This is a genomic window from Sedimentitalea sediminis (assembly GCF_042687825.1).
Lineage (GTDB): Bacteria > Pseudomonadota > Alphaproteobacteria > Rhodobacterales > Rhodobacteraceae > Sedimentitalea.
In genome coordinates this window covers 1-20,368 of record NZ_JBHUQE010000013.1, presented here as the reverse complement: position 1 = coordinate 20,368, position 20,368 = coordinate 1, and the positions used below count along the sequence as shown (strand labels likewise).

Sequence of the window (20,368 nt, the reverse complement as noted above, 5' to 3'; positions counted from 1 at the left end):
GCGGGAACAGGACTGCCGGCGACCGCATCACGCGGGCTCCGACACGAATAGCGATTGCTGGGCAACCACCAGATCAGCGATGCGGCGCCGGACCGGCCGATCCAGGCCAAGACCGTTCAGGCGCCACATGAACTCGAGCGCACCGGCATTCAGGCCTGGATTGCTGCGCCCCTGTACCGGGCTGAGCGCGGCAATCTCATCGTTGCTAAGACCGGCGGAGCGCAACAATTGCTGCGCCGGACGGCGCGGGTCGGCCTCGTCCTCAAGCCGAAAGAACCGCACACTTCCGGACCCGACCTGCGCGACAAAGCGCTTATAGAGGTCCGTCCAGTCGCCGCAGTCCGCGGTTTCTTGCAGAAACGCAGCGCGGCTTTTGGCGTAGCGGTCCGACCGGACTGCCTGGCCATAGACGCTGTGCTTCCAGTCGGACATGTCGCGCGTATAGACCACGAATTCCGGCTGCAGCGGTGCAAACGTCTCGCCCAGGATGGCAATGATCGCCTCCAACTGCGGATACAGCGTGACCGTGGGACCATTGCCTAGCATCGCGCCCAGCAGGTTTTCATGGCTGATCAGAACCGTCGGCGCACTGCCTTTGATTCTGGCCGACATCTGCCGTGCCAGATCGGCCAGCGCCTCCCGCTGACGCGACGCGGGGTTCAGGCTGAAACGTACAGCGGCACGCCCCAGTTCCCGCGTCAGCGACCCTTTCTCGGGCGTCAGAACCGCCATCCGACCGGCCAGAGCCGCGCGGTTGCGCCCGACGAAATGGTGCAAAGACGTCGAACCCGTCTTTTGCAGACCGCAATGAACGATCAGCCGTCTGTCCGGGGTTATGTCCGGTTCCGATGTCACGATGACCGTCCCGGCGCGCCCTAAAAGGTCCGCGCCTTGGGCGCGATCTTTTTCAGATCGATGCCACCCTCGGCCTGGGTTGTCAGCGGATCGACCACGACCGGACGATAGCTGAGCGAGACCTTCCTGCCGTCGACCCGGCTGATCGTGTGTACGCGCCAGTTCTCGTCGTCGCGCGTAGCAAAATCCTCGTGCGCGTGCGCGCCGCGGCTTTCGTGACGGGCTTCGGCGCCGGTGATCGTTGCCAGGGCGCTGGGCATCAGGTTGGTCAGCTCCAGCGTCTCCATCAGATCACTGTTCCAGACCAGACTGCGGTCGGTGACCTTGAGATCGTCCAGCTTGGCAGCGATGACATCCATCTTCTGAACGCCTTCGGCCAGCGTCTTGCTGGTGCGGAACACCGCCGCGTCGGCCTGCATGCATTTCTGCATTTCCAACCTCAGATCGGCGGTCGGAACCGCGCCATTGGCGTTGCGCAGCCCATCGAACCGGTCAAAGGCAGCATCGACCGAGGCCTGGTTCAACACGGGGTTCGGCGCATCCGCGTCCACCACCTTGCCGGCGCGAATGGCGGCGGCGCGGCCGAACACGACCAGGTCGATCAGCGAGTTCGAACCCAGACGGTTGGCACCATGCACCGAGGCACATCCGGCCTCGCCCACGGCCATCAGGCCCGGAACCACGGCATTCTGATCGTCTTCGGTCGGGTTCAGAACCTCGCCCCAATAGTTTGTCGGCACCCCGCCCATGTTGTAGTGCACCGTGGGCAGAACCGGGATGGGTTCCTTGGTGACGTCGACACCGGCAAAAATCTTGGCGCTTTCCGAGATGCCCGGCAGGCGCTCGTGCAGGGCCTCGGGCGGCAAATGCGACAGGTTCAGGTGGATATGGTCGCCCTCGGCGCCGACCCCCCGGCCCTCGCGGATTTCCATCGTCATCGAGCGGCTGACATAATCCCGAGGCGCCAGGTCCTTGTAGTTGGGCGCATAGCGCTCCATGAACCGCTCGCCTTCGGAATTGGTCAGATAGCCGCCTTCGCCGCGCGCGCCCTCGGTGATCAGACAGCCGGAACCATAGATACCGGTCGGGTGGAACTGGACAAATTCCATGTCCTGCAAGGCCAGTCCGGCCCGGGCAACCATGCCGCCGCCGTCGCCGGTACAGGTATGCGCGCTGGTGGCGCTGAAATAGGCGCGGCCATAGCCGCCGGTGGCCAGCACGACCATCTTGGCGTTGAACACATGCATCGTGCCGTCGTCCAGCTTCCAGCAGACGACACCCTGACATTGCCCGTCCTCGGACATGATCAGGTCGATGGCGAAATATTCGACATAAAACTCGGCGTTGTTCTTCAGGCTTTGACCATAGAGCGTGTGCAGGATGGCGTGGCCGGTCCGGTCCGCGGCGGCACAGGTACGCTGCACCGGCGGGCCGTCACCGAACTCGGTTGTGTGACCGCCAAAGGGGCGCTGATAGATTTTGCCCTCTTCGGTGCGGGAAAACGGCACGCCATAATGTTCCAGCTCGTATACCGCCTTGGGTGCCTCGCGGGCCAGATATTCCATCGCGTCGGTATCGCCCAGCCAGTCGCTGCCTTTGACAGTATCGAACATGTGCCACTGCCAGTTGTCGGGGCCCATGTTCGACAGCGATGCGGCGATACCGCCCTGCGCGGCCACAGTGTGGCTGCGCGTCGGGAACACCTTGGTCACGCAGGCGGTGCGCAATCCCTGTTCCGCCATTCCCAACGTCGCCCGCAGTCCGGCGCCGCCGGCACCGACGACCACAACGTCATATTCATGTGTTTCGTATTCGTAAGCAGCCATGATGTCAGCGTCTTTCGTTCGAAGTTAAAGCGCGATGCGCGCGATGGCAAAAAGGCCGGTCGCCGCTGCGGCATAGGACAGGCAGATGACGCCGATGATCAGCACTTTTTGCGCCAATCCGTGCACATAATCCTCGATCAGCACCTGGGCGCCATCCTTGAAGTGCATGAAACCGACGGTAATGGTCAGTGCGGCAACGATGGCCGGGAACGGGCGCGAATAATAGGCGACCACCTGGTCGTGCGGCTCGCCCAGCATCGGGCCAAAGGTGAAAATGAACAGCGGTATGAGGATCAGCAGGGCAACCGAGCTGACTTTCATCGCCCAGAAATGCGCGGTTCCGGTTTTTGCCGATCCCGTGCCTACGGCGCGCTTGCGGTCGGTGAGAAATTGCATCCTGGCGGCTCCTTACGCGATGATGATCAGGGTCAGGATGGTCAGGACGACCGAGCCGCCAACCACGACATAACCCAGCTTGTAGGCGGTTTCGATGTCCAGCCCGATGGCATTGTCCCAGATCAGGTGGCGAACACCCGCCAGCAGGTGATACCACAGCGCCCAGAGAGACAGCGTCATGATCAGATCGCCGAGAAAGGACGTTACGACCCCATCCACCGAGGCGAAAGTTTCGGGCGAGGTGGCCGCCGCGAGGAACCACCAGACAATCATCAGGGCGGCCAAAATCATGGCATTGCCAGTGATCCGCGTCAAGATCGAGGTGATCGAGGTCAACTGTGGGCGGTAGATCGTGAGATGTGGCGAAAGCGGGCGCGAGCCCCGGTTCACATCAGACATGACAACTCCTTTTGCGTTGTGCGCTGGCTCGTTTTTATAGGATTTATTTTGGCTGTCACCTGCGCCATCCGACTTTAGGCGCGGTTATTTGGCGCGGTTTGGCACAAAACCGGCCATCTGTGATCACGGTGCGCACGCCTGTGATCACAAGCCTGATGCCGAATCAGCGAAGCGGCTGCGGCTGTGGCCCGTCGACCGCCGTGGCCGCATTGCCCGCCGTTTGCCGGGACACCTCGCGCAGCAGTTTTTTGCGAATGCGATCAGGATAGTCGGCAAAACCGCGGGCCGAAACCACAAATGCTCCTTCGCCAACAATCACGTTTTCAAAGAAATAGGCCGTGAGGTCCGGCTCGCTTTCCTCGATGGCGATCGCGTTCACGGTGACCCCGGCCTGCCTGACCAGCGCATGCGCCTCGCGCGGGGCGATCCCTTCGTTCGAGGGCCCGTCGCCCGAGACATCGATAATGTGCCGGGTGCAATGCGCAACCTGGCCAAAGGCTGGCAGGGCAAAGGTCAGCGCCTCGCCAATCGCGGTGGAATAGTTGCGCCAGACCCTCTGATCCGCGGCAATGCGGTCGGCCAGACGGTCCAGCGTTGCGAAACTGTCGATCCGCACCCAGGGAATGGTGATTTGCTGACGCGACGAGCCGGTCCATTGCATCAACATCAACTCGGCCTGACCGCGCACCAGGGCCTCGGATACCACCCCGTCGCGCAAGGCCTCGGCCAACCCGTCCATCTGGATGCGATATTCGCCGGCATCCACCGACCCAGAGACATCCACAGCCAGGATCAGGGCCAGATCGCAGGCCCGCGCCGGCAGCGACGCGAACATCGTCAACGTCGCCAACACAAGCAGAGGCCAAGCACGCCAATCAGACATTGCAGCAGTCTAGCAACCGCGACAGGCCCCGCCTATCCCGATTGCAGAAACCGGCCTAGACGGGCATCAGCGCCCAATAGTCCAGATCCAACAACACCTGCGGCTGGTACTTGCCGTTGTCGCCGCGCAGATCGAAAGGCGCGTGCCCCTTTGTGGCGACCAGCCGCAGGCGGATCGCCCCGACACCGGGCGCAGCGGTTTCCGCCCTGTCCAGCACCTCGGACCAGGCATAGACCGTGTCGCCGCTGAGGCAAGGATTGGCATGGGCGCCGGCATTCAGCCCCACGACCATCTGCGCATTTGCCAGACCGTTGAACGACAAGGCCCGCGCCATGGAAATGACATGACCGCCATAGATCAGACGCGATCCGTCGGGCCGGGCGTTGACGTCAAAATGCACCTTGGCGGTGTTCTGCCACAGGCGCGTGGCCAGCATGTGCTCGGCTTCTTCGATGGTGACGCCATCGACATGGTCGATCTGTTCACCAATCTCGTAGTCGCCCCAGCGATGCGGCTCGCCTGCAAGGGCGAAATCATAGCCACTGAAATCCAGCCCCTCCGGGATGACCAGTGTTTCCGGAGCCACAACCTTGGCCAGTTCCGGCACCACCGGGGTCGGCGCATCGGCACTGACATCGCGCTTGCGCACCATCACCCAGCGGACATATTCCAGAACCGCCTCGTCGCGCTGATTCATGCCGCGCGTGCGCACATAGACAACGCCGGTCTTGCCGTTCGAGTTCTGCTTTATGCCCATCACCTCGGACACCGAGCGCAGCGTGTCACCGGCATAGACCGGCCGCAGCCAGCGGCCCTCGCCATAGCCCAGATTGGCCACGGCGTTCAGCGACACGTCCGGCACAGTCTTGCCGAACACCACGTGAAAAGCGGCGATATCGTCCAGCGGACTGGCCGGCAATCCGCAGGATTGCGCGAAAGCATCCGAGGAATACAGCGCATGCCGGGCCGGATACAGCGCATGATACAGAGCGCGCTCACCGCCGGACACGGTGCGCGGAACGGCATGTGTCAGCGTATCCCCGACAGCGTAATCCTCGAAAAACCGGCCCGGATTTGTTTTGGCGACTCGGTCTGTGGCCATCACTGTTCTCCCAGTTTCATGTCGGGCGCATATTCTGCCGCGACTTCTTTGGTCACCGCCTGTCCGCAGCGCATCACGCCGCTGGCCGCATCGAAAGTCTGGGTCGGCGACCCGTGCAGCACCCAGCCCTTGGCCAGCGCCGCGCTGACCTTGTGGCAAAAGGCCGATGTGTCCTCTTCGGAAAGGAAACGGTAAAGCGTACTCAAATTGTTGTCCTCACGCCGGGAACGGCCAGTATCCCAGCCAGTTGTGGATATGACCGATCACCACCATCAACACCAGCGAGGCCACCAGGAACATCCCGTCCTTGGCCAGGGTGCCTGCGGGTCCGGGCGTCCAGTCCGGTTCGGACCGGTTGATCACGATCACTTCGACCAGCCCCCAGACGAACAGACCGCCGAACAGGATGATCGAGGCAAGATCGCCATTGACCAACAGATGCGCCACCGTAAAGGCGCGGAACCCCGCCAGCATCGGATGCCGGACCTTGTTCAGCACGCGCCCCTTCTGCCCGGCCGGACTCATCATCCAGATCGCGGTCAACATCAGCAGGTTGTTGATATGCACCATGAAAGCCGGCGGCGACCAGATTTCAACATAAGGCGCCGCGCGGAACCCAAGCACCATCAGCATGATCGACGCAATCAAAGCCAGCGCCACCGCGCCCCGGCCAGCGTTGCCCATCGCGGCCCGTTGCGTCGGCATGATTCGCTTGAACAGATGGGCGGCCCACCACAATGCCAAGCCCAGAATAAGAAGACCCCAGCCCATGTCGGACTACCCCGCTTGCAAACTTTCGATCATTTCCGCTTTTGCCAGCAATTCGCGTGCGGTGGCAACGTGCAGATTTTCCACGATCTTGCCATCGACCACGGCCACACCCTGCCCCTTGGCTTCGGACTCTTCAAAAGCGGCGATCTGGCGCCGCGCCAGATCCAGTTCTTCGGGCGAAGGCGCAAAGGCGCGGTTGGTGATTTCGACCTGCGCCGGGTGAATCAGCGATTTTCCATCAAAGCCCATGTCGCGGCCCTGTTCGCACTCGGCCAGCAGGCCATCCGCGTCCTTGAAGGCATTGTAGACACCGTCGACGATAATCACGCCCTCGGCCTTGGCCGCCAGCAGGCACAGACCCAGCGATGTCAGCATCGGAACCCGGTCTGCCCGGAACCGCGTATTCAGTTCCTTGGCCAGATCATTGGTGCCCATGACAAATCCGGCCATCAGCGGATGTGCCGCGATCTCGACCGCGTTCAACATGCCGCGCGGCGTTTCCATCATCGCCCAGATCGGCCGATCCCCGGTGATTTCGGCCAGGGCGTCGACATCCGCTGCGCTGCCAACCTTGGGCATCAGGATCGCATCCGCATCCATGTCGCGCGCCGCGATGGCATCGTCGCGCCCCCATTCCGTGTCCAGCCCGTTGATCCGCACCAGTCGGGTGCGGTTGCCATAGCCGCCCGCCGCCAGCGTGTCGCTCAAGAGCGCCCGCGCGTTGACTTTCTCTTCGGCGGCGACGGCGTCCTCGAGATCAAATATGATGGCATCCACCGGCAGGGATCTGGCTTTGTCCAACGCCCGTTCCTTTGAGGCGGGAATATAGAGGACGGAACGATAGGGACGTGCTGCGGACACCATGGGTCTCTCCATAAGACATTTTGTTGCGCGGAAAGGGGCATTTTTAATCAGAAAGTTCAAGCGGAAAATCGCCGCGACGCAGCATAATGACCCGCTCGTTCAATGCGCGGTCGGCACCGCGCGCGGTGTTAACCACTTTTCAGCACTCATTTGCCAGTGTTTCGAATGTCAGCTCGGATCAAGGAGGGCCATGTCGGCAAGGCCGCCGACCTTCAGGCAACCGGGCCGGCAGCGGACGTATTCTGGGCTGGCCAGCGCGGCACACCGGGGAACCGGCGGGCCAAGCCGGGCGGGCAGGCCGCAGGCGAAAGGGCAAGAACCCATGAAGAAGACACTGTTGAACATGACGATCGGGCTGGGCCTGATGACTCTTGCAGCACAGCATGTCGCGGCGCAACAGACGCGCAATTGCGCGCCGCGGGAAACCGTTGTCGACCGACTGGCCACCGGCTATGGCGAGACCCGCCAAAGCATCGGACTGGGAGCGCAAGGCACCGTGGTTGAGGTGTTCGCTTCGGAAGACACCGGAACCTGGACGATCACCGTGACCATGCCCACGGGCATGACATGCCTGGTGGCCTCTGGCCAATCCTTCGAAGAACTGGCCGAAGCCCTGCCCGCCCAGGGCAACGACGCCTGACCTGCAACGCGGACACTGGGCCGGTCGCCGCAAGGCGGCAAGCCCAGCTCAGGTCAGCGCATCCCAGATCAGCTTGCTGCCGGTCAATACCAGCAGAACATGGGTGATCCGAAAGAACAGAAGCTCGGGCACAAAGCGATGGGCGCGCACGCCAAGCCAAGTACCCAACAAAGCAAACGGCACCAGCAACAGATCTGCCTTTGCCGTCTGCACTGTGAACATTCCGAGAAACGAATAGGGAATGGCCTTGGCGATGTTGATCGCCCAGAACACCAGAACCGTGGTCCCTTGAAACCCGGTTTTGGACAGCCGCTGCGACAACAGATAGATCGCGGCAGGCGGGCCACCGGCATGGCTGACAAAGCTGGTAAATCCCGTCACCAGACCGGCCAGCAGGCCAATGGCAGTCGGCATTTTGCTGGCATTCGGGCGCAACCATCCTTTTTGCTGGGCCACCTGCCAAGCGACAAATGCCAGAGCGATACTGCCGATCAACAGGCGCAGCACGTCGTCATCGGCCTGCCGAAACAGCCAGGCGCCCAATGCGACTCCCGGAATTCCGCCCAGAATCAATACCTTTGCCTCGGGCCAACTCCATTGCCGCCAATAGGGCGGCAGTGATGCCAGATCGATCAGCATCAACAACGGCAGCATAATGCCCAGCGCCATCGCCGGCTGCAGTGACAGGGCCAGAATCGTGGCCGACGCAAAGGCAGCCCCCGAACCGAAGCCGGCTTTGGATATCCCCGCAAGCAGCACGGCCGGTCCGGCCAGGGCAAAAAACCCGGCATCCAGTTCCAGCATTCGCAAGCCCCCTAAGCCGTTCCGATTTCAGCGTTTTACCCGATCGCATCGCGTTTCGCCAGCTTTGCCGCGCGCTCGCGCCGCAGCGCGCAAGACTTGCGCGGCGGTGGATAAAGCACTAGGCAACCGGCAATTTTCATCGGATCGGAGAACTCTTCCTATGGCCAGACCCAAGATCGCGCTGATCGGCGCCGGACAGATCGGCGGTACGCTCGCCCACCTTGCAGCCCTGAAGGAACTGGGCGACGTCGTTTTGTTCGACATCGCCGAGGGCACACCCGAAGGCAAGGCGCTCGACATCGCGGAATCCGGTCCCTCCGAAGGTTTCGACGCCGCCCTGTCCGGCACCCAGTCCTATGCCGACATCGCCGGTGCGGATGTCTGCATCGTCACCGCCGGTGTGCCGCGCAAGCCGGGCATGAGTCGCGACGATCTGCTGGGCATCAACCTGAAAGTCATGAAATCGGTCGGCGAAGGCATCCGCGATCACGCGCCGAACGCCTTTGTGATCTGCATCACCAACCCGTTGGACGCCATGGTCTGGGCGCTGCGCGAATTCAGCGGTCTGCCCCGCGAAAAAGTCTGCGGCATGGCCGGTGTGCTGGACAGCGCGCGGTTCCGTCACTTCCTGGCGGACGAGTTCGGCGTGTCGATGAAGGACGTCACGGCATTTGTCCTGGGTGGTCACGGCGATACCATGGTTCCGCTGACCCGGTATTCCACCGTTGCCGGTATTCCGCTGCCGGATCTGGTCAAGATGGGCTGGACCACGCAGGAGAAACTGGATGGCATCGTGCAGCGCACCCGGGATGGCGGCGCCGAGATCGTCGGCCTGCTGAAAACCGGAAGCGCGTTCTACGCGCCCGCGACGTCCGCCATCGAAATGGCCGAAGCCTATCTGAAGGACCAGAAACGCGTCCTGCCCTGTGCTGCCTATGTCGATGGCGCCCTGGGATTGAAAGGCATGTATGTCGGCGTGCCGACCGTCATTGGTGCCGGAGGCATCGAAAAGGTCATCGACATCCAGATGACCAAGGACGAGCAGGCGATGTTCGACAATTCTGTCAACGCGGTCAAAGGCCTGGTTGACGCCTGCAAGGGTATCGACAGCTCGCTGAGCTAAGCCTTGCAGCCACGCCTATTGCCGGTCAGCTCTTGCAGTTGGCCGGCTTTTTCTTGCCTGGATATCACCGCGGCTTTTGCAACCATGCCGTGCTTCAATCAAGGGTGACATTAACCATTTGGTAATCTTGTTGAATCGCATCAATTTTTTTGCACTATCTTTTCAAATGGAAACGAATCTCGGACGTACGGCGTGCTTGCCCAAGTGTTTTGGCGCCCCACGCCCAGCGATAGATAAAATAGATGAAAAAGCATTTTTTAAGGGGTAAACCATGCTCAAGAAACTGACCGCCACGGCCTTCGCCGCGTGCCTTGCCGGAACCACCGCAGGCGCAGCCACATTTGATTTCGGAGCCGATGCGAACGCCTTTTGGTTCGCCAACGCTTCCGACAGCAGATACGAAGGCACTTTCGATCAAGTGTATGGCATTTCGACAGTTGACGGGAATTCCACTGCAACGGCGGCCGGCACGCTGGGTGGCAATTCCAAGGACGGGATCACCGTGACCGCATCTGCGACAAAAGCCACAGGGGCGGCAGCCGACCCGTTCATGGATTCGCGCGGTCCCTTTGCCGGTCTGGGTGTCTGCTCCAGCGGCCTGATCGGATCAGGTGCGGATGCCGGCAAAAGCCAGTGCTCCAGCCGCATCGGCAGCAATCCGGGTGATGACAATCTGGTCAGCCCCGAGGAACTGAAACTGAGCTTCAATCTGGGCGTGGAACTGACCGGCCTGCAGATTCGCGATGCAGACCACAACCTGATCAGCAATACGACCGATGCCATTCTGATCAACGGCGTCGCCTATGATACGGGTGCAAATGGTCAGGTTATCCTGACCGGCCTGGGCGCGGGGGGCTCTTTTCTGTTCACCAGCAACGGCACGTCACCGGGCAAGGAAATCTATCTCTCGGTACTGTCCGTAACTGCCCAGGTGCCGGTCCCGGCATCCCTGCCCCTTTTGGTTGGCGGACTCGGCCTGATGGGGTGGGCAGCGCGACGTCGCAAACCATCCTGACAGCCCTCGGAATCGTCGCAACTGTAGATGACGCCGCCTGCACCGGGCGGCGTTTTTCATTGTGTGTTTCATTGTGTGCCCGAATCGCGATCCGCCCCCCCGCGTGGTTGGTCGTACTGACGCCCCGGCTATATTTGTGATCACACGTTTTTCTCACGTGATCACAAATGTCGCTTTTTTGCGAAAAACCCGCCCCTGCGTCAAAATATCGTTTAACTGCCTGCATTCGGGTTGCGTATACCGCCTTTGATCACAGTCAGACGGGACAGTTTTATGAACATCCACGAATATCAGGCCAAGGCCCTTCTCCGCAGCTACGGTGCGCCGGTTTCAGATGGCCGCGTTGTACTTCGGGCCGAAGAAGCCAAGACCGCCGCCGGAGAAATGGACGGCCCATTGTGGGTGGTCAAGGCACAGATCCACGCGGGTGGCCGCGGCAAGGGTAAATTCAAAGAGGCCGATGCCGGCGAAAAAGGCGGTGTGCGCCTGACCAAATCGGTCGAAGAGGCCGCTGAAGAAGCCAAGAAGATGCTCGGCCGCACTCTGGTCACGCATCAGAGCGGTCCTGCCGGCAAGCAGGTCAACCGCATCTACATCGAAGACGGCAGCGGCATCGAAACCGAGATGTACCTGGCCCTGCTGGTGGACCGCCAGACCAGCCGCATCAGCTTTGTCTGCTCGACCGAGGGCGGCATGGACATCGAAGAGGTCGCCGCCAAGACCCCCGAAAAGATCCTGTCGTTCAGTGTCGATCCGGCCACCGGCTATCAGCCGTTCCACGGCCGTCGCATCGCCTTTAATCTGAATCTCAGCGGCAAGCAGGTCAAGCAATGCGTCGCGCTGATGGGCACGCTGTATCGGATGTTCGTCGAGAAAGACATGGAGATGCTCGAGATCAACCCGCTGATCGTGACCGACAGCGGTGATCTGAAATGTCTGGACGCAAAGATGGGCTTTGACAGCAACGCGGTCTATCGCCATCCCGACATCGCCGAGCTGCGCGACACGACCGAAGAAGATCCCAAAGAACTGGAAGCCAGCAAGTTCGACCTGAACTATATCGCGCTGGATGGCGAAATCGGCTGCATGGTCAACGGCGCAGGCCTGGCGATGGCGACGATGGACATCATCAAGCTTTACGGCGCGGAACCGGCCAACTTCCTCGACGTCGGCGGCGGGGCCACCAAGGAAAAGGTGACCGAAGCGTTCAAGATCATCACCAGCGATCCGCAGGTAAAAGGCATCCTGGTCAACATCTTCGGTGGCATCATGCGCTGTGACGTCATCGCCGAAGGCGTTGTCGCGGCGGTGAAAGAGGTCGGCCTGCAGGTTCCTTTGGTCGTTCGTCTGGAAGGCACAAACGTCGAAAAGGGCAAGGACATCATCAATAACTCCGATGTCGACGTGATTGCCGCCGACAACCTCAAGGACGGTGCCCAGAAGATCGTCAAGGCCGTCAAGGGCTGAGCCGGCGGCAGGTCGGCGGCACACGGACCCCTGATGTCAGTACAAAACCATCATCCCAACGTCTATGCGGCTGTCATCAGCCTGCGGCGCGCCACGGCGCGCCGCAGAGCTGTGACCCGCGAATTGTTGGCGGCGGGTGTGTCAGCGGTGTTTGTCGATGCCATCGACGTGCGTCAGGTGGACGAGGGCGAACTGCGCAAACGCTGCCGCGATGAAGGCCCCTGGGGCGTTTTCACGCTGCAGAACATGGCCTGCACGCTCAGCCATGCGCAAATCTGGCAGAAGTTCCTGGATACAGATGCGGAATTTGCTCTGATCCTTGAGGATGATGTCTTTGTCGCCACGGATCTGGGCAGTTGGCTGTCTGACACCGGCTGGTGGCCCAAAGGGGCCGATGTCGTGAAATTCGAACGCTGGCGCAGCGACGGGCTGTACGTCCTCCTGGACGGGCGGGCGGTCTGCCATCGGGGACGCACGATCCGGCGGATGTATTCGCGCCATTCCGGCTCGGCCGGCTATATGCTGACCCGTGCCGCAGCCAAGGCGTTTCTGGCGCGGGAACCTTTCGACGTCAGCATTGATCAACTGCTGTTCAATGCGGCGGCCTCGCCAGCGGCGCGAAACATGTCGATTCACCAGGTTCAGCCCGCAATGATCGAACAGGGCAACGACCCCGACCCCGGCCAGGCGCAGGGGTTGCATCGTCCGCGCCCGACCGGCCGGGCCTTGTGGCGCCAGAAGATTCGGCGCGGCCTGAACGAACTGCGCTTTCCACCGCATGTCATTGCGCGCGTCCTCAGCGGACGGGCGCGCCCCACACTCATCCGCTTTGATCCGGCGTCTCCGTCCGGCGCGGCACAAGGCGAACAGATAGCAACCTAAGAGAGAGTTGAACACAATGGCCGTCCTTATCGACGAGAATACCAAAGTCATCTGCCAGGGTCTGACCGGCAGCCAAGGCACTTTTCACACCGAGCAGGCCATCGCCTATGGCACGAAAATGGTCGGCGGGGTGACCCCCGGCAAGGGCGGCATGGAGCATATCGGCCTGCCCGTCTTCAACTCGGTGCACGAGGCCAAGGCGGTAACCGAAGCCAACGCAACGGTGATCTATGTCCCGCCGCCTTTTGCCGCCGACTCGATCCTCGAGGCGATCGACGCCGAGATGGAAGTCATCGTCGCCATCACCGAAGGCATTCCGGTGCTGGACATGATGCGCGTTCAGCGGGCACTGGAAGGCTCCAGCAGCCGCCTCGTCGGCCCCAACTGTCCCGGCGTGATCACCCCGGATGCCTGCAAAATCGGCATCATGCCCGGCCACATCCACAAGCGCGGCTCCTGCGGCGTGGTCAGCCGTTCGGGCACCCTGACCTATGAGGCGGTCAAACAGACCACCGATGTGGGGCTGGGCCAGTCCACCTGTGTTGGCATCGGCGGCGACCCGATCAAGGGCACCGAGCATATCGACGTGCTGGAATGGTTCCTGGCCGATGACGAGACCCAAAGCATCATCATGATCGGCGAAATCGGCGGCTCGGCCGAGGAAGAAGCCGCCCAGTTCCTGGCCGACGAAAAGAAAAAGGGCCGCTGGAAGCCGACTGCCGGGTTCATCGCCGGCCGCACCGCGCCTCCGGGCCGCCGCATGGGCCATGCCGGTGCCATCGTCGCCGGCGGCAAGGGCGGTGCCGAAGACAAGATCGAAGCCATGAAAGCCGCCGGTATCGTGGTTGCCGAAAGCCCAGCGGGGCTGGGAGAAGCCGTGCTGGAAGCCATCGGCTGATCCCTTGGCTTTTCCCGTTGCACACGGGCTTGAATAGCCACCAAGATCGCTTCGCCCGGGGCGCGCCATGCGCCCCGGGCACAGGTTTGTCCTGCGGACCAATTCTCCGCTCCCGGTTCCAAGGCGACTGTCACGCCCGAACCGGTTCAGCCCATGAGAGGTAATGACATGACCGAACACAGTCCAAACGACGTTTTTCACGCATCTTCGTTCATGCAGGGTCACAACGCCGCGTATCTGGAGCAGCTCTATGCCCAATACGCCAACGACCCGAACGCGGTCGATGCTGCCTGGGCGGAGTTTTTCCGCCAGCTGGGCGATGCGGAGCTGGATGTCAAAGCCGAGGCCAAGGGCCCCAGCTGGGCGCGCGCAGACTGGCCGCCGCAACCCACCGATGATCTGACCGCGGCCCTTACGGGAGAATGGGCCGCCCCCGCCGAAGCCAAGGCCGCTGGCAAGAAGATCGCCGACAAGGCCGCCGCGACCGGTGTCGAAGTCACGGATGAGCAGATCAAGCGCGCCGTGCTCGACAGCATCCGGGCGCTGATGCTGATCCGGGCCTATCGCATCCGGGGCCATCTGGTGGCCGATCTCGACCCCCTGGGCATGCGCGACCAGACCCCGCATCCCGAGCTCGATCCCAAGACCTATGGGTTCGCCGAGGCGGACATGGACCGCCCGATCTTCATCGACAATGTGCTCGGCCTGCAGATGGCCTCGATGCGCCAGATCGTCGAAATCGTCAAACGCACCTATTGCGGCACGTTCGCGCTGCAATACATGCATATCTCGAACCCCGAGGAAGCCGGCTGGCTCAAGGAACGGATCGAAGGCTTCGGCAAGGAAATCCAGTTCACCCGCGAAGGCCGCAAGGCGATCCTGAACAAGATGGTCGAAGCCGAGGGCTTTGAGAAATTCCTGCATGTGAAATACATGGGAACCAAACGGTTCGGCCTGGACGGCGGCGAAAGCCTGATCCCGGCAATGGAACAGATCATCAAGCGCGGCGGTGCGCTGGGGGTCAGGGACATCATCATCGGCATGCCGCACCGCGGCCGCCTGTCGGTGCTGGCCAACGTGATGGCGAAACCCTATCGCGCCATTTTCAACGAATTCCAGGGCGGCAGTTTCAAGCCCGAGGATGTCGACGGTTCCGGGGACGTGAAATACCACCTGGGCGCCAGCTCGGACCGCGAATTTGACGGCAACACCGTGCACCTGTCGCTGACCGCCAACCCCAGCCACCTCGAAGCGGTGAACCCGGTGGTGCTGGGCAAGGCCCGCGCCAAGCAGGACCAGAACAACGACCATGAACGCACCACGGTCCTGCCGATCCTGCTGCATGGCGATGCGGCCTTTGCCGGACAGGGTGTCGTGGCCGAGGGCTTTGGCCTCTCGGGGCTCAAGGGGCACCGGACCGGCGGCACGATGCATATCGTGGTGAACAACCAGATCGGCTTTACCACCGCGCCGCATTTCAGCCGCAGCTCGCCCTATCCGACGGATATCGCGCTGATGGTCGAGGCGCCGATCTTCCACGTCAATGGCGACGATCCCGAAGCGGTCGTGCACGCCGCCAAGGTGGCCACCGAATTCCGCCAGAAGTTCCACAAGGACGTGGTGATCGACATATTCTGCTATCGCCGGTTCGGGCACAACGAGGGCGACGAGCCCATGTTCACCAACCCGATCATGTACAAGCGGATCAAGACCCACAAGACGACGCTCAGCCTCTATACCGAACGGTTGGTGGCCGACGGGCTGATCCCCGAAGGCGAGATCGAGGACATGAAGGCCGCCTTTCAGGCGCATCTGAACGAAGAGTTCGAGGCCGGCAAGGATTTTAAGCCGAACAAGGCCGACTGGCTGGACGGGCGCTGGTCGCATCTGGACAAGAACAAGGACGAATATGTCCGCGGCAAGACCGCGATCACCAAGAAGACCTTTGCCGAGGTCGGCAAGGCCCTGACCGCCGCTCCTGACGGGTTCCCGTTGCACAAGACGGTGGCCCGCCTGCTGGAAACCAAGAAAGAGATGTTCAAGACCGGCAAGGGGTTTGACTGGGCCACCGGCGAGGCACTGGCATTCGGCTCGCTCTTGACCGAGGGCTATCCGGTGCGCCTGGCCGGCCAGGACGCAACGCGCGGCACCTTCAGCCAGCGGCACTCCGGTCTTGTTAACCAGGAGACCGAAGAGCGCTATTACCCGCTGAATCACATCCGAAGCGGCCAGTCGCAATACGAGGTCATCGACTCGATGCTCAGCGAATATGCGGTCCTGGGCTTTGAGTACGGCTATTCGCTGGCCGAACCCAACGCGCTGGTTCTGTGGGAGGCGCAGTTCGGCGATTTCGCCAACGGCGCGCAGATCATGTTCGACCAGTTCATCAGTTCGGGCGAAAGCAAATGGCTGCGCATGTCGGGCCTGGTGACGCTGCTGCCGCACGGGTTCGAAGGACAGGGGCCGGAACACAGCTCGGCCCGTCTGGAACGGTTCCTGCAGATGTGCGGACAGGACAACTGGATCGTCGCCAACTGCACCACGCCGGCCAACTATTTCCACATCCTGCGCCGTCAGTTGCACCGAAGTTTCCGCAAGCCGCTGATCCTGGTCACACCGAAATCGCTGCTGCGTCACAAGCTGGCGATCTCGGACGCAGCCGATTTCACCACCGGGTCCAGCTTTCACCGGGTGCTTTGGGACGACGCGCAAAAGGGCAACTCGGACACAAAGCTGGTCGAGGACAAAAAGATCAAACGCGTGGTGATGTGTTCCGGCAAGGTCTATTATGACCTGCTGGAAGAGCGCGACAAGCGCGGCATCGACGACGTTTATCTGATGCGCGTCGAACAGTTTTACCCCTTCCCGGCAATGTCGGTGGTCAAGGAACTGGAACGCTTCAAGGGGGCGGAAATGGTCTGGTGCCAGGAGGAACCCAAAAATCAGGGGGCCTGGTCCTTTATCGAACCCAACATCGAATGGGTGCTGAACCGGATCAAGGCCAAGCACAAGCGCCCGGTCTATGCCGGTCGCGCCACGTCGGCCTCTCCGGCCACCGGACTGGCCAGCCAACACAAAGCCCAACAAGACGCGCTGGTGAACGAAGCGCTTACGATTGAAGGAAATTAATCAATGACCACCGAAATCCGCGTTCCGACTCTGGGCGAATCCGTCACCGAAGCCACCGTTGCCACCTGGTTCAAGCAACCCGGCGATGCTGTGGCCGTCGATGAAATGCTGTGCGAACTGGAAACCGACAAGGTGACCGTCGAAGTCCCCAGCCCCGCGGCCGGCACAATGGCCGAGATCGTCGCGGCCGAAGGCGACACCGTCGGCGTCGATGCCCTTCTGGCGACACTCAGCGAGGGCGCCGGTGCCGCCGCCGCCCCGGCGGCTGCCGCCCCCGCCGCCGCCAGTGCCCCGGCATCCGGCGATGCACCGGCCAGCGTCGACGTCATGGTGCCGACCTTGGGCGAATCCGTGACCGAGGCCACGGTCAGCACCTGGTTCAAGGCGGTCGGCGACTCTGTCGCGCAGGATGAAATGCTGTGCGAGCTGGAGACCGACAAGGTCAGCGTCGAGGTCCCCGCACCCGCCGCGGGGGTACTGGCTGAAATCACCGCCCCCGAAGGCACCACCGTGGACGCCAGCGCCAAGCTGGGCGTGATCGGCGGCGCCGCCGGCGCGGCGGCTGCAGCATCGCCCGCCAGCGCCGCACCCGCGGCGGCCCCCGCCGCCGGCGGCAGCGGCCGCGATGTCGAGGATGCACCCTCGGCGAAAAAGGCCATGGCCGAGGCCGGTCTGTCCCGCGATGCGGTAACCGGCACCGGACGCGATGGCCGCATCATGAAGGACGACGTCGCCCGGACCCTGACCGCCGCCCCCGCCCCGGCCAGCCCGGCCGCGGCCGCCGCTCCGCGGGCACCCGTGCCGGCCGACGATGCGGCGCGCGAAGAGCGGGTCAAGATGACCCGCCTGCGCCAGACCATCGCGAAACGCCTCAAGGACGCGCAGAACACCGCCGCGATCCTGACCACCTATAACGAGGTGGACATGACCGAGGCGATGGCCCTGCGCAGCCAGTACAAGGACCAGTTCGAAAAGAAACACGGCGTGCGCCTGGGCTTCATGTCCTTCTTCACAAAGGCTTGCTGCCACGCGTTGAAAGAGGTGCCCGAAGTCAATGCCGAGATCGACGGCACCGACATCGTCTATAAGAACTTCGTGCATATGGGCATCGCCGCGGGCACACCGCAGGGTCTGGTGGTGCCGGTGATCCGGGACGCCGACAAGATGTCCTTTGCCGAGATCGAAAAGGCGATCGGCGAAAAGGGTAAGCGCGCCCGCGACGGCAAACTGTCCATGGCCGAGATGCAGGGCGGCACCTTCACGATCTCCAACGGTGGTGTCTATGGCTCGCTGATGTCCTCGCCCATCCTGAACCCGCCGCAGTCGGGTATCCTGGGCATGCACAAGATCCAGGACCGGCCGATGGTCATCAACGGCGAGATCAAGATCCGCCCGATGATGTACCTGGCGCTGTCCTATGACCACCGGATCGTCGACGGCAAGGGCGCCGTGACCTTCCTGGTGCGTGTGAAAGAGGCGCTGGAAGACCCCCGCCGCCTGCTGATGGACCTGTAATCTGAAACCCCGGTAGCCCCCGCGCGTTCTGTTGGCGCGGGGGCACCGGAGCGCAACCACGCCAAATGATCGGAAAATCGGGGAGACTATCCAGCGCTGCAGGCGGAACAACACGGCCGCACCAAATGCGCCGGCCGGGCACAGGGTCCACCGATGGACCCCCAAGGGGACAGACGGAAGCCCATTCCGGATGCGCATTCATCGCATCGCCTGTCCCTCCGCACCCTGTCTGGAAAGATCGCCCCGGCACAAACGCTGGCTTTCTAAAGGTCGCACAATCCCGGGATCGTCGCGCACATGCGACAGAGGCCACGCCCGTCCCGGCTCACAACAAAGGACATCCTTCATGGCAAATTATGACGTCATCATCATCGGCTCGGGTCCCGGCGGCTATGTCTGCGCCATCCGCTGCGCCCAGCTGGGCCTGAAAACCGCCTGCGTCGAAGGGCGCGATACCCTGGGCGGCACCTGCCTGAACGTCGGCTGCATCCCGTCCAAGGCACTGCTGCACGCCAGCCACTCGCTGCACGAGGCGCAGCACAATTTTGCCAAGATGGGCCTCAAGGGCAAAAGCCCCTCGGTCGACTGGAAACAGATGCAGGCCTACAAGAACGACGTGATCGAAGGCAACACCAAGGGCATCGAGTTCCTGTTCAAAAAGAACAAGGTCGACTGGCTCAAGGGCTGGGGCTCGATCCCCGAGGCCGGCAAGGTCAAGGTCGGCGACGAGGTGCATGAGGCCAAGAACATCATCATCGCCTCGGGCTCTGAACCCTCGTCGCTGCCCGGTGTCGAGATCGACGAAAAGGTCGTCGTCACCTCGACCGGCGCGCTGGAACTGGGCAAGGTGCCGAAAAAGATGGTGGTGATCGGCGCCGGCGTGATCGGTCTGGAGCTGGGCAGCGTCTATTCCCGCCTCGGAGCCGAGGTCACCGTGGTCGAGTTCCTCGACGCGATCACCCCGGGCATGGATGGCGAAGTGCAAAAGAGCTTTCAGCGCATCCTAAAAAAACAGGGGCTGGACTTTATCATGGGCGCGGCGGTGCAGAAAACCGAGGCGAGCAAGACCAAGGCCAAGGTCACCTACAAGCTGCGCAAGGATGACAGCGAACACGAACTGGACGCCGACGTGGTGCTGGTCGCGACCGGGCGCAAGCCCTATACGGACGGTCTCGGGCTGGATGCGCTGGGGGTCGAGATGTCGCCGCGCGGTCAGATCAAGACCAACGCCCAATGGCAGACCAACGTGCCGGGCATCTATGCCATTGGCGATGCGATCGACGGCCCGATGCTGGCGCACAAGGCCGAGGACGAGGGCATGGCCGCCGCCGAAGTGGTCGCGGGCAAGCATGGCCATGTCAATTACGGCGTCATTCCCGGCGTGATCTACACCCATCCCGAGGTCGCCAATGTCGGCGAGACCGAAGAGACCCTGAAAGAGGCCGGACGCGCCTATAAGGTCGGCAAGTTCATGTTCATGGGCAATGGCCGGGCCAAGGCGAATTTCGCCGCCGACGGGTTCGTGAAGATCCTGGCCGACAAGGACAGCGACCGCATTCTGGGCGCGCATATCATCGGCCCTGGTGCCGGCGATCTGATCCACGAGGTCTGCGTCGCGATGGAATTCGGTGCCGCTGCTCAGGATCTGGCCATGACCTGCCACGCGCACCCGACCTATTCCGAAGCCGTGCGCGAAGCCGCGCTAGCCTGTGGCGACGGTGCCATCCACTCGTGACATTCCGACACCCGGTATGTCGGGGACGGCGGTTCTGCGGCGCTGCGCGTTATTTATCTGGTAT

General features: G+C 62.2%; 19 protein-coding genes. 9 read left to right on the top strand and 10 right to left on the bottom strand.

The features are described 5' to 3' along the window. Positions 1-27: 27 nt before the first annotated feature. From ACFMPD_RS11750 to ACFMPD_RS11710, 9 genes are all read right to left on the bottom strand, one after another. Entirely contained in the window at positions 28-855 is an 828-nt protein-coding gene (locus ACFMPD_RS11750) for a hypothetical protein (protein WP_380994409.1), read from the bottom strand. A gap of 20 nt (positions 856-875) precedes the next feature. Further along, a complete protein-coding gene (gene sdhA, locus ACFMPD_RS11745; RefSeq protein WP_380994406.1) occupies positions 876-2,681 on the bottom strand; it encodes a succinate dehydrogenase flavoprotein subunit in 1,806 nt (601 codons plus the stop codon). A gap of 24 nt (positions 2,682-2,705) precedes the next feature. Then, complete coding sequence (sdhD, locus tag ACFMPD_RS11740) at positions 2,706-3,077, bottom strand: succinate dehydrogenase, hydrophobic membrane anchor protein (RefSeq protein WP_380994403.1); 372 nt, start codon at positions 3,075-3,077, stop codon at positions 2,706-2,708. A gap of 12 nt (positions 3,078-3,089) precedes the next feature. Beyond that, positions 3,090-3,476 (bottom strand): succinate dehydrogenase, cytochrome b556 subunit, encoded by a 387-nt coding sequence (sdhC, locus tag ACFMPD_RS11735; protein WP_380994400.1) that lies wholly within the window; start codon positions 3,474-3,476, stop codon positions 3,090-3,092. Between the two features lie 163 nt (positions 3,477-3,639). After that, complete coding sequence (locus tag ACFMPD_RS11730) at positions 3,640-4,311, bottom strand: DUF1194 domain-containing protein (protein ID WP_380994398.1); 672 nt, start codon at positions 4,309-4,311, stop codon at positions 3,640-3,642. A 103-nt stretch (positions 4,312-4,414) separates the two neighbouring features. Continuing rightward, positions 4,415-5,461 (bottom strand): MaoC family dehydratase, encoded by a 1,047-nt coding sequence (locus tag ACFMPD_RS11725; protein ID WP_380994396.1) that lies wholly within the window; start codon positions 5,459-5,461, stop codon positions 4,415-4,417. After that, the gene (locus ACFMPD_RS11720) at positions 5,461-5,667 is read right to left on the bottom strand and encodes a DUF1737 domain-containing protein (RefSeq protein WP_380994394.1); all 207 of its coding nucleotides are present in this window, start codon (positions 5,665-5,667) and stop codon (positions 5,461-5,463) included. Before ACFMPD_RS11720 ends, ACFMPD_RS11725 begins: the two co-directional genes overlap by 1 nt. Positions 5,668-5,677: 10 nt before the next feature. Next, complete coding sequence (locus tag ACFMPD_RS11715) at positions 5,678-6,232, bottom strand: NnrU family protein (protein WP_380994391.1); 555 nt, start codon at positions 6,230-6,232, stop codon at positions 5,678-5,680. A gap of 6 nt (positions 6,233-6,238) precedes the next feature. Beyond that, complete coding sequence (locus tag ACFMPD_RS11710) at positions 6,239-7,096, bottom strand: HpcH/HpaI aldolase/citrate lyase family protein (RefSeq protein WP_380994389.1); 858 nt, start codon at positions 7,094-7,096, stop codon at positions 6,239-6,241. Between the two features lie 322 nt (positions 7,097-7,418). On the opposite strand from ACFMPD_RS11710, the gene ACFMPD_RS11705 reads away from it, so the two are divergent. Further along, positions 7,419-7,736 (top strand): hypothetical protein, encoded by a 318-nt coding sequence (locus tag ACFMPD_RS11705; RefSeq protein WP_380994386.1) that lies wholly within the window; start codon positions 7,419-7,421, stop codon positions 7,734-7,736. 48 nt (positions 7,737-7,784) lie between these two features. Here ACFMPD_RS11705 and ACFMPD_RS11700 read toward each other — a convergent pair whose 3' ends face one another. Further along, positions 7,785-8,540, bottom strand: a complete 756-nt coding sequence (locus ACFMPD_RS11700) for a sulfite exporter TauE/SafE family protein (RefSeq protein WP_380994383.1) — start codon at positions 8,538-8,540, stop codon at positions 7,785-7,787. A 160-nt stretch (positions 8,541-8,700) separates the two neighbouring features. Between ACFMPD_RS11700 and mdh the strand changes: the two genes are divergently transcribed. From mdh to lpdA, 8 genes are all read left to right on the top strand, one after another. Further along, complete coding sequence (mdh, locus tag ACFMPD_RS11695; protein WP_380994381.1) at positions 8,701-9,663, top strand: malate dehydrogenase; 963 nt, start codon at positions 8,701-8,703, stop codon at positions 9,661-9,663. 271 nt (positions 9,664-9,934) lie between these two features. Further along, positions 9,935-10,678: a PEP-CTERM sorting domain-containing protein gene (locus tag ACFMPD_RS11690; protein WP_380994378.1), complete on the top strand. Its 744-nt coding sequence runs from the start codon at positions 9,935-9,937 to the stop codon at positions 10,676-10,678. A 273-nt stretch (positions 10,679-10,951) separates the two neighbouring features. Then, a complete protein-coding gene (gene sucC / locus ACFMPD_RS11685) occupies positions 10,952-12,145 on the top strand; it encodes an ADP-forming succinate--CoA ligase subunit beta (RefSeq protein ID WP_380994375.1) in 1,194 nt (397 codons plus the stop codon). 33 nt (positions 12,146-12,178) lie between these two features. Continuing rightward, complete coding sequence (locus ACFMPD_RS11680; RefSeq protein WP_380994373.1) at positions 12,179-13,027, top strand: glycosyltransferase family 25 protein; 849 nt, start codon at positions 12,179-12,181, stop codon at positions 13,025-13,027. Between the two features lie 16 nt (positions 13,028-13,043). After that, entirely contained in the window at positions 13,044-13,925 is an 882-nt protein-coding gene (gene sucD, locus ACFMPD_RS11675; protein WP_380994371.1) for a succinate--CoA ligase subunit alpha, read from the top strand. Between the two features lie 168 nt (positions 13,926-14,093). After that, complete coding sequence (locus tag ACFMPD_RS11670; RefSeq protein ID WP_380994368.1) at positions 14,094-17,054, top strand: 2-oxoglutarate dehydrogenase E1 component; 2,961 nt, start codon at positions 14,094-14,096, stop codon at positions 17,052-17,054. A gap of 3 nt (positions 17,055-17,057) precedes the next feature. Continuing rightward, positions 17,058-18,569, top strand: coding sequence for a 2-oxoglutarate dehydrogenase complex dihydrolipoyllysine-residue succinyltransferase (gene odhB, locus ACFMPD_RS11665; protein WP_380994365.1), 1,512 nt, complete (start codon positions 17,058-17,060; stop codon positions 18,567-18,569). Positions 18,570-18,915: 346 nt separating this feature from the next. Then, positions 18,916-20,304, top strand: a complete 1,389-nt coding sequence (gene lpdA, locus ACFMPD_RS11660; protein WP_380994362.1) for a dihydrolipoyl dehydrogenase — start codon at positions 18,916-18,918, stop codon at positions 20,302-20,304. The last annotated feature ends 64 nt before the right edge of the window (positions 20,305-20,368 follow it).